The organism is Aestuariivita boseongensis (assembly GCF_001262635.1).
Taxonomy (GTDB): domain Bacteria; phylum Pseudomonadota; class Alphaproteobacteria; order Rhodobacterales; family Rhodobacteraceae; genus Aestuariivita; species Aestuariivita boseongensis.
This window is the reverse complement of the sequence record NZ_JXYH01000051.1, coordinates 18650-28802: the sequence shown is the minus strand read 5'-3', so window position 1 is coordinate 28802 and position 10153 is coordinate 18650. Positions and strand designations below refer to the sequence as shown.

Sequence of the window (10153 nt, the reverse complement as noted above, 5' to 3'; positions counted from 1 at the left end):
CCTCCCTGGAGCCGCCGTTTCTTTTTGTTCGGGGTAGGATTGGGGGCCGGCACGACGCCATTGCCGCCCGTACCAATGGCGCGACAATAGCGGCCTGCGACTTGTTTCAGGAAAGAAGAAGGAGTGAGGTCAGAACGGGATGTCGTCGCTGGATGACACGTAGGAGGCGACGACTTTCTTGATGCCGGCCTTTTCAAAATCGATTTCCAGCTTGTCGCCTTCGATGCCGATAATGGCACCATAGCCGAATTTCTGGTGAAAGACCCGTTCGCCCATGGTGAAGGCGGACACGGCGGTGGCGTCGATCACCGTGTTACGGCTTTCGCGCGGCTGGCTGAGACCGTGCTGGCCAGAGCGCGCCTGCAGGCGCTTCCAGCCGGGGGAGTTGTAGACATTGGCCTCCGCCGCCTTGGTCTCGATGGTGTTTTGCGGCATCGCCGCCCCATAGCCGCCGCCATAAAGGCCAGGCGGGGTGAGAACCTCAACGTGGTCTTCGGGCAGTTCGTCGATGAAGCGGGACGGCATCTGGGATTGCCATTGCCCAAAGACGCGACGGTTGCCGGCGAAGGAGATGGTGCAGAGTTCCTCGGCGCGGGTGATGCCAACGTAAGCGAGGCGCCGTTCCTCTTCGAGGCCCTTGAGGCCGCTTTCGTCCATGGAGCGTTGGGAGGGGAAAAGCCCGTCCTCCCAGCCCGGCAGGAAGACGGCGGGGAATTCGAGGCCCTTGGCGGCATGCAGCGTCATAATCGACACTTTCTGATCGGCATCGGCTTTGTCGTTATCCATCACCAGCGCGATATGTTCGAGGAAGCCCTGGAGGTTTTCGAACGCCTCCAGCGCCTTGACCAGTTCCTTGAGGTTTTCCAGACGCCCCGGCGCTTCGGGCGTTTTGTCGTTTTGCCACATCGTGGTGTAGCCGCTCTCATCCAGGATGATTTCGGCCAGTTCCACATGGGTCATGTCCTTTTCACCGGCCATGCGGCCCCAGCGGGCGATGTCATCGACCAGTTGGGAAAGTTCGTTGCCGCCCTTGCCCTTGATCAGCCCGCCCTGAACGGCCAGCCGCGCGCCTTCGACAAGGCTGACACCGTTTGATCGTGCCGTGCGCTGGATGGTTTGCTGCGCTTTGTCACCAAGCCCGCGTTTGGGGGTGTTGACGATGCGTTCGAACGCCAGATCATCGTCTGGAGAAGTCACGACGCGGAAATAGGCCATGGCGTCGCGGATCTCCATCCGTTCATAGAAGCGCGGGCCGCCGATGACGCGGTATGGCAAGCCGATGGTGAGGAAACGGTCTTCGAATGCCCGCATCTGGTGGGAGGCGCGGACAAGGATGGCCATTTCATTCAGGTCGATGGGCCGCAGGCCACGGGTGCCGCCCTGCATCGCTTCGATTTCTTCGCCGATCCAGCGGGCCTCTTCCTCGCCATCCCAGTGGCCGATCAGGCGGACTTTTTCGCCTTCGTTCTTGTCGGTCCACAGCTCTTTGCCCAGGCGCCCTTCGTTGCCGCGGATCACACCAGAGGCGGCGGCGAGGATATGGGGGGTGGAGCGGTAGTTCTGTTCCAGCCGAACCACATGGGCGCCGGGGAAGTCCTTTTCGAACCGCAGGATGTTGCCCACCTCGGCCCCACGCCAGCCATAGATGGACTGGTCGTCATCGCCGACGCAGCAGATGTTCTTGTGTTGGCCTGCCAGCAGGCGCAGCCACATGTATTGGGCGACGTTGGTGTCCTGGTATTCGTCCACAAGGATATAGCGGAACCAGCGTTGGTATTGGGCCAGCACATCCTCATGCGTCTGGAAGATGGTGAGCATGTGCAAGAGCAGGTCGCCGAAATCGACGGCGTTCAGCTCGATCAGGCGGCGCTGGTATTGGGCGTAAAGCTCAACACCTTTGTTATTGTAGGCCCCTGCATCGGCGGCGGGCACCTTTTCCGGCGTCAGAGCGCGGTTTTTCCAGCCGTCGATGATGGAGGCCAGCTGGCGGGCGGGCCAGCGTTTGTCGTCGATATTGGCGGCCTGCACCAGTTGTTTGAGCAGGCGCAGCTGGTCGTCGGTGTCGAGGATGGTGAAGTTTGATTTCAGGTGGATGCGGTCACGGCTGCCGGTGATCAGGTCGCCTTCCGGGTCGATCCCGATCAGTTCCGCATGGCGGCGCAGCAGCTTGACGCAGATGGCATGGAACGTGCCCAGCCAGGGCATGCCTTCGGCGGCATGGCCCAGCATGGATCCGACGCGATCCTTCATCTCGCGGGCGGCCTTGTTGGTGAAGGTCACGGCCAGGATTTCGTTGGGTTTCGCGGTGCCGGTCATCAGCAAATGCGCAATGCGCGCGGTCAGCGCGCGGGTCTTTCCGGTGCCCGCGCCTGCCAGCATCAGAACAGGGCCGTTCAGCGTTTCGACGGCCTGGCGCTGCGCCGGATTCAACCCCTCAAGATAGGGCGCAGGCCGCGCGGCCATTGCACGGGCCGACAGCGACGCGCCTTCGAAAGCGTCCATGTCATCAAAGCTGCTCATGCGCGTGATCCTACCGTTTGCGGACGCCAAGGAAAAGACAGAAGTTCACCAATTGTTCCATGGATTTGGCAGGTCTTCCCCGGCGTGATCCATTGGACGCGGGCCGTGTTCGCCCTTCCACGATCCTGCAGGGGTTCTGCCTATGATGCGTCGCTGGGTTCGTATTTGCTGCCGACCCGTTCGCGCACCTCGTCCTCGGGCAGATTCTCCCACGGGTCGCCGACTGTGATGAACCCTTCGGCCACCAGCTTTTCCTGCAGGGAGGGGAAGTCAAGCTCGCCCAGGCTGTTGCGTTTGGCCGCGTTGGCCTTCAGCGTCCAGTTACGCGACAGCGCGTCGATCACCACCGGCTGCAACCCGCCAAAGCCAAGAAGATGCGCTTCGATCAGGGTGGTGGCATAGGACCAGCGGCGGATGATCATGGCCAGTTTCTGATCCTCTCGCGCGACAAAAGCAAAGACATGGAGGGCAGAGCCTTCGGCAGCAATGATCTGCTTAGCCGCCTTGTAACGGGCGACCTGTGCCTCGATCGGGTGTTTCTGGGGGTGGTAGATCTCGTAGCCCTGTTCTTCCAGAAGGGCTTCCAGCTTGTGTTCGCCGATCAGGTTGCCGCGCTGCAGGCCCAGCGCGCTGCGCGAGATATAGAGTTTCTCCCCGCCCTGCGGCGCGACATCGGATGCGAAGTTTTCGCGCACAGCCTTGCGATAGCTGGCCGTCCCGCTGCTGATCGCGCCCAGGCCAAAGCCCTGGCCGGGAACGACTAGCTCCTCGACCTCGACCGGGTCTTCCAGGCTTGTGACGGGCAGACGGTTGCCCATCATGTCGAAGAAGGCCGTCTGCAGGTCCCGGGAGGCGCCCGCGAGGCGTGGGCGTTTGGGAATGAACAGAATGCCGCGAAACTCGTCCTGGTTGATATGGCTGAGCGCCCAGAGACGGGTGGTGCTTTCGGCCATGAAATGCGCGAAGTTCTGCCAGAGCACGCCGCCCCAAAGCCACTTGCCTTCAAGGCGTGTCAAAGGGCCCTCGGGCCTGTCGGGGCGTGTGGTCAGAGGCCTGCTTTTGCGCCATAGCGCGCCTTCCGGGCAGTAATCGCCATTGCTGTGCAAAATGCCGGCAGGCTGGACAAAGGCGCTGGTCTGTGGCGGGACGACAATGGCGTTTCGGACGGTCTGAAGGCTCTCGGACCAGCCACCATCGGGCAGTGGGCGACCGATTTCAGCCCCGTCATCCTGCCCCGCGTCGATCGCTGCAAGATCCCGCACGGCGGTCCAGACAAAGCGCGTAGAGACACCCGAAACCTTTTGGAACCCCGCCTTGTTGAGGATCTGCTTGCATGTGCGCATCCCCTCCACCCCATAGACGCCGGGATGAAACTCGATGACGATCGCGCGGATCCCGTCCAGATCGGCGTCACGCAGAAACTCCAGCTCTCCGCCTTCGATGTCCATCACCAGAACAGTGGGGCTGAATTCCTTGCGCACATCATCGAAAGACACGGTCGGGATTTGCACCGCCTGTTTCACGCCCCGTTTCGGCGTCAGAAGCGAGGAGCCCAGAAACGAGTTCGCCAGATGGAATTCGATAGGGTCCGGACGCTCTGCCGCGCTGAGAACAACCTCGTTGCGCACGGAAATCCGGTCATTCAAGCCGTTGAGGTCATACAGTGACAGAATATGCGGGATCAGGTTCGGGTTTGCTTCGAACGACAGCACTTTCTGGGGCATCCGGTTTGCCGCGATCACAGCACCGACGATGCCCAACCCGCTTCCCATTTCAAGGACGCGGTCCGTGTCGGTGACCACGGACAGCGCGCCTGCGATCTCGTCGCCCTCGTAGCGTGCCTTGTTGATCCTGTTGATGCGCATTTCGGACAGAAAAGGCGATGGGGGAACTTTGACGCCAAGGCATGTCGCCACATGGTCAGGGTTCTGCATATCTTCAGGCATGGTCTGCCCCCGGGTTTACAGGCGTTTTCGTCATGATGTCGGCTGGCCGGCGGAATAGGAAGCCTTTCGCGGCGCGCGCCAAAGCTTGATCGCGATAGTCACCTTGATGCCTCACCTGAAGTGTCATTGCTGCATCCGCCCGCCCCTAGTCCGGAAACTTTTCCTGGCCGTATTCCCGGCAGCATTCAAAGAAGGCTTCACGCATCGCGGCATAGTCGGGATGATCCTCTCCCAGCAGATGTTGCTGCCACCAGTCATCGCTGAGATTGAAGAATTCGGTCGATCCGTCGTTGTATTGGATGAACCGATACTCCCCCTTTCGAATGGCCGAACCGTGGTGATTGAATGTGGGAACAGCCCGGTCGGGGTCTGCGGCGCCTTCGGAAACCGCACGGCGCAGCGACCGCCCGGGCGATTGCGCGATTTCGGGATAGCCGATGTAATCCATGACGGTGGGGCCGACGTCGATCAGACCAACCGGATCAGTGACCACGCGCGGTGTCGGGTCGGTAGGGTCGTGAATGATCAGGGGAACGCAGGCGGTCTGTTCCCAAAGCGTAGCCTTGCCGAACCTTTGCTTGTCGCCCAGATGCATGCCGTGATCGGTCAGTATGATGACCAGCGTGTTGTCTGCAAACCGGGACTGTTTCAAAGCGCGCCAGACCTTGCCGAGGTTGTGATCCCCATGACTATAGGCCGAGAAATAGTTACGGATGCTTTTCTTCCAGTAGCGTTTTCTTACCCCTTCGAAGTTCCGCCGCAGTTTTTCCTGCGCATATGGCCCAAACCCGAAGCCCTCGTCCCAGGACGCGGGCTGATGGATGCCACGCAGCGGATACATCTCTTTGAAGCGAACGGGCGTGATAAAGGGCATGTGCGGGCTGTAAAAACCCACCTCCCGATAGAAAGGCTGGTCGCCGTCATAGCTGGTTATGAATTCTTCAAAGGACTTGGCACTGTTGGCGTCATAGAAGAAGTCGTCGTTTTCGGGGTTCAGGGTTGATTGCCCTTCCCCCATGCCGCCTGTCTGGACCTTCTCGAAGGAGGCGGGCAGCGACACGTCGATGTGAAACCCCTTGCGCTCGTCCGAATACAGTTGCTCGTGAATTTTCGGCGGCAACGGCTTGAACCCGTGATGAACCTTTCCGCCGCTTGAACAGAAGAAACCGCCCGACTTCAGGCGATGAGACCACATTTCCTCGACAGGAAGAAAATCGAAGATCTTGCCCTTGGACCTGTCCCAGGGATCCACAAAGCCCAGCTGATGCGGCGATTGCGCGGTCATGAAGCTTGCGCGGGACGTGTTGCAGACCGGCGACTGGCAATAGGCCGCGTGAAACGCAGTGGACTGGGCGCAGATCTCGTCCAGGGCCGGGGTCTGCAGTTCGACGCCGAACACGTCTTTATAGTGCCAGTAGGACACAGCGTCGTCGAAGCTTATCAGCAGGATATTCATGCTTTCAGACGCCATTTGTCATCCTGCCCCCACTATTGAACCGTTCGGATCAGGCCCGCGTTATACCGCGGCCAACCAGTCTTCGGGCAGGTCGATACCACGCGTCTGTGCCGCCGCAGGATTATTCATACCAAAGAACCGGGAAAGAAAGTCGATTGTATCGGTCGCGAAAAGTCGATCGATGACGGGGACCGGGTTGGTCGAGGCGGTTCTTCCAAATCTCTGGTTCAAACTGACACCGAATTTCGCTTCGATGTCCTGATTGCCCGCCCAGAACCTGTCTTTCAGGCGCTGCTGCGCGTTTTGCGAAAGGCGTGGGCGCAGGCCGCTCAGCTTGTTGTCGATATCGGCGATGGCCTGAACATCCAGATTGCCTTCGCGGTTGGTGACAAATCTTTGAAGGTTACCGCTGAGCCGCGCGGAATTCAGGCGTTTGCTTTCCGCGTTTGATTTGAGGTCTGCGGGCTGATCGATGCAGGTCAGGAAATCCTGTATGATGCAATTGCTTTCCAGCGCATGATAATTCCGGACCATGACATTGCTGTTGGTCGCAATCAAAGCGTCGATCATCGCGGCATAGTCGAATTGAATGACCCATTTACGCCAGGCGAACTGGCCCGTTTCAACCACCTGGTCGATGACATCGGACGCATCCAATCCCAGCCCCATCCGCAGGAACTGCAGGTACAGGCTTTCGAGATACTCAACCTGGTTTCGCAGGTAGACCAGGAATACGGGTTTGGCGTTCAACTGATCCGCAATCTCCATTAGGCGTGCGAGCGCCTTGGGATTTCGCAGATGCGTTTCGAAATCCTCGCTGGAAAAGCAGACGGTATGCGGGTTGGACGCTTTGATCACGTCGATCATGCCCGCGATGTTGCCCTGGGCCTTTCTGAATGCGTGTGGCCCCTTTATCGACTTCGCCAACCAGTGATGCGCGAACACCTCTCCGGTTTGGTAACTTGGGTATGACACTCCGTGGCTTTCCAGGCTTGGCGCCATGTCAACCAATGCGGATTGAAGTGTCGTTGACCCGGTTTTGTGCAAACCACAATGAATAACCAGCCTCATATCGCTGCTCCCAGCCTGTTTCGCCGCTTTGCGGTCTTATCTGCTTGCCGTCAGCTCTTTTTGCCTGTGTGGCCAACGGTAATGGCATGATTCTGCACCATTATCTGGCACTCTGCAAGGACGCCTTGCGTTTGGCGGCCATCAACACCGTGGCTCATGCGCTGCACATTAACCAAAACCCAGCGCGTTGCCCCGAAGCGATCGGCGTGTGCGCACCCGGCGACGGGTGCATCGGACAAGAGGTTTCGCGCGAAACAGGGCCGCGGCCGCGTGACAGCGGTCGCGCGCCCCGGCATAAAGCGGCCATGGATCTTGATTCACGCTATCCCGGACTGACTGATCTGAAGCAGGCCGCGCAAAGGCGCCTGCCGAAATTCGTTTGGGAATATCTGGACAGCGGCACCGGAAGCGAGGCAACCAAGGCGCGAAATCGCGTGGCGCTGGATGCGATTGGCATGATGCCGTCGATCCTGCATGGGGAGTTCGCGCCCGATCTGTCGACCACCTTTCTGGGACAAAGTTTCCCTGCCCCGTTCGGCATCGCGCCCGTGGGCATGTCAGGGCTGATCTGGGCCGATGCAGAGGGGCACCTGGCCCGTTCGGCGGCAAGAAACGGCATTCCCTATTGCATGTCGACCGCCGCAAGCCAAAGCCCCGAGGATATTACGCCCGCCCTGGGCGCGCATGGATGGTACCAGCTTTATCCGCCACGCGACGAAGAGATCCGACGCGATATGCTGGCGCGTGCACGGGATGCCGGGTTCACCACGCTGGTGCTGACGGTGGATGTGCCAGTGGCCTCACGCCGCGAGCGGCAGACGCGGTCGGGGCTGCGCCAGCCGCCCAAGCTCACGCCACGGCTGATGGCGCAGGTGGCGATCAGGCCCGCCTGGGCGCTGACCATGGCGCGGCGCGGGATGCCCTGGATGCGGACGTTTGACAAATATGCGCCCTCCACCCCCGGCACGCTACCACCTACGGCGCATGTGGGATATCTGCTGCGCACCTCGCCCGACCGGGCCTATCTGGACTGGCTGCGGCGCGAATGGGACGGGCCGCTGATCGTCAAGGGCGTGCTCAGGCCCGAGGATTGCGCCGGCCTGGAAGAGGCCGGGGTCAATGCGATCTGGGTGTCGAACCATGCGGGCCGTCAATTCGACGGTGCGCCTGCGGCGATCGACATGCTGCCCCTGATCCGCGAGGCAAGTGCCCTGCCCCTGATCTTTGACAGCGGGGTCGAGGGCGGTCTGGATATTCTCCGGGCGCTGACATGCGGCGCGGATTTCGTGATGCTGGGACGCGCCTGGCATTTCGCACTGGCCGCGTTGGGGCCGCAGGGGCCGGATTACCTGTTTGGCATGCTGTGCAAGGACATGATTTCGAACATGGGCCAGCTGGGCGCACGCAATCTGCGCGAGATCCCGAAACCCGTCGCGCTGGGATAGAGCGGGGACGGATTTTCGAAAATCCGTCCTTCGCTGTGGCGGCTGACGTAAGACACGCGGATTTTTCGAAAAATCCGCGCGCCCTTTACAGACCCTTGGCGCGATAGCTGGCCGCAACCTTGCCGATGGAAACCAGATAGGCGGCGGTGCGCAGGTCATCCACGTCGTCGCGGGAATGCCAGACCTCGCGCATGGACTGGTAGGCGATCCGCATCGTGTCATCGAGGCCCGAGCGCACCAGCTCCAGCTCATCCGCGCCGCGCAGGTATTTCTGTTTGAAATCGGGGCTCAGCTGCCACCCGATGCCGCTGTCGGCGCTCAGCCGTTCCAGCTCGTCAATGACCAGTTGGTGGCGCGACTCCTCCTGACGACGCTGCATCCGGCCAAAGCGGATATGGCTCAGGTTCTTGACCCATTCGAAATAGGACACCGTCACACCACCCGCGTTGGAATACATATCCGGAATGATCACCGTGCCTTTCTGGCGCAGGATATCATCGGCGCCTGCCGTGATCGGGCCATTTGCGGCCTCGATGATCAGCGGGGCCTTGATGCGTTCAGCGTTCGTCAGGTTGATCACCCCTTCAAGGGCCGCCGGGATCAGGATGTCGCACTCCTCTTCCAGGACACTGGCGCCTTCAGCTGTATGGGCGGCATCGGGGAATCCAGTCACGCCGCCATGGCCTGTGATCCAGTTATGCACCGCCTCGACATCAAGGCCGTTGGGGTTAAAGAGCGCCCCGTCCCGTTCGATGATGCCGGTGATCACGCAGCCATCCTCCTCCATCAGGAATTTGGCGGCGTGGTAGCCCACATTGCCCAGACCCTGCACGATCACCCTTTTCCCATTGAGTGACCCGGTGAGGCCGGCCTTGGTCATGTCCCGCTCATCCCGGAAAAATTCGCGCAGGGCGTATTGCACGCCCCGGCCCGTCGCCTCTACCCGGCCGGCAATGCCGCCTGCGTTCAGCGGCTTGCCCGTCACACAGGCGCGCGCGTTTATATCGGTCGTGTTCATCCTTGCATATTGGTCCGCGATCCAGGCCATTTCCCGTTCGCCGGTGCCCATGTCGGGCGCGGGCACGTTCTGGGAGGGGTGGATCAGGTCGCGCTTGGCCAGCTCATAGGCGAAGCGGCGGGTGATCAGTTCCAGCTCATGCTCGTCATATTGACGGGGATCGATGCGCAACCCACCTTTCGAGCCTCCAAACGGCGCCTCGACCAAGGCGCATTTGTAGGTCATCAGCGCCGCCAGCGCCTCCACCTCGTCCTGGTGGACATTGGGCGCGTAGCGGATGCCGCCTTTCACGGGTTCCATATGTTCGGAATGCACCGAACGGTAGCCGGTAAATGTTTGCATCCGGCCGCGCAGCCGCACACCAAAACGCACCGTATAGGTGGAGTTGCAGACGCGGATCTTTTCCTCCAGCCCCGGAGCCAGGTCCATCAGGGCAACGGCCCTGTTGAACATCAAATCCACGCTTTCGCGGAAGCTGGGTTCGGCTTTGACGGCTTGGTTCATGTAATCTGTCCCTGTTGTTGGCGAATATGCCCGGTGCGATCCCGAGTCGGCCTGATTTTGATGCCCTCACTATGAGGGCTTGGTAAAATCAGTGCACCTTTTTTAAGCAGGATACAAATTTCGCCCATTCCCAGCCCCGCAAAGCAAGAGATTGCCATCGCTGTTCGCACAGCGGCAACAATGCGGATCAGAC

General features: G+C 60.4%; 6 protein-coding genes. 1 reads left to right on the top strand and 5 read right to left on the bottom strand.

What is annotated here, in order from left to right:
- Positions 1-129: 129 nt before the first annotated feature.
- The 4 genes from TR61_RS16290 to TR61_RS16275 form a co-directional block, all read right to left on the bottom strand.
- A complete protein-coding gene (locus tag TR61_RS16290; protein WP_050931584.1) occupies positions 130-2520 on the bottom strand; it encodes an ATP-dependent helicase in 2391 nt (796 codons plus the stop codon).
- Between the two features lie 140 nt (positions 2521-2660).
- Complete coding sequence (locus TR61_RS16285) at positions 2661-4466, bottom strand: FkbM family methyltransferase (RefSeq protein ID WP_050931583.1); 1806 nt, start codon at positions 4464-4466, stop codon at positions 2661-2663.
- 145 nt (positions 4467-4611) lie between these two features.
- The gene (locus TR61_RS16280; protein WP_050931582.1) at positions 4612-5937 is read right to left on the bottom strand and encodes a sulfatase-like hydrolase/transferase; all 1326 of its coding nucleotides are present in this window, start codon (positions 5935-5937) and stop codon (positions 4612-4614) included.
- 45 nt (positions 5938-5982) lie between these two features.
- A complete protein-coding gene (locus TR61_RS16275) occupies positions 5983-6789 on the bottom strand; it encodes a hypothetical protein (RefSeq protein ID WP_050931581.1) in 807 nt (268 codons plus the stop codon).
- Between the two features lie 509 nt (positions 6790-7298).
- Here TR61_RS16275 and TR61_RS16270 point away from each other — a divergent pair.
- Entirely contained in the window at positions 7299-8438 is a 1140-nt protein-coding gene (locus TR61_RS16270) for an alpha-hydroxy acid oxidase (RefSeq protein ID WP_050931588.1), read from the top strand.
- Between the two features lie 85 nt (positions 8439-8523).
- Here TR61_RS16270 and TR61_RS16265 read toward each other — a convergent pair whose 3' ends face one another.
- The gene (locus tag TR61_RS16265; RefSeq protein ID WP_050931580.1) at positions 8524-9960 is read right to left on the bottom strand and encodes a Glu/Leu/Phe/Val family dehydrogenase; all 1437 of its coding nucleotides are present in this window, start codon (positions 9958-9960) and stop codon (positions 8524-8526) included.
- Positions 9961-10153: the final 193 nt, after the last annotated feature.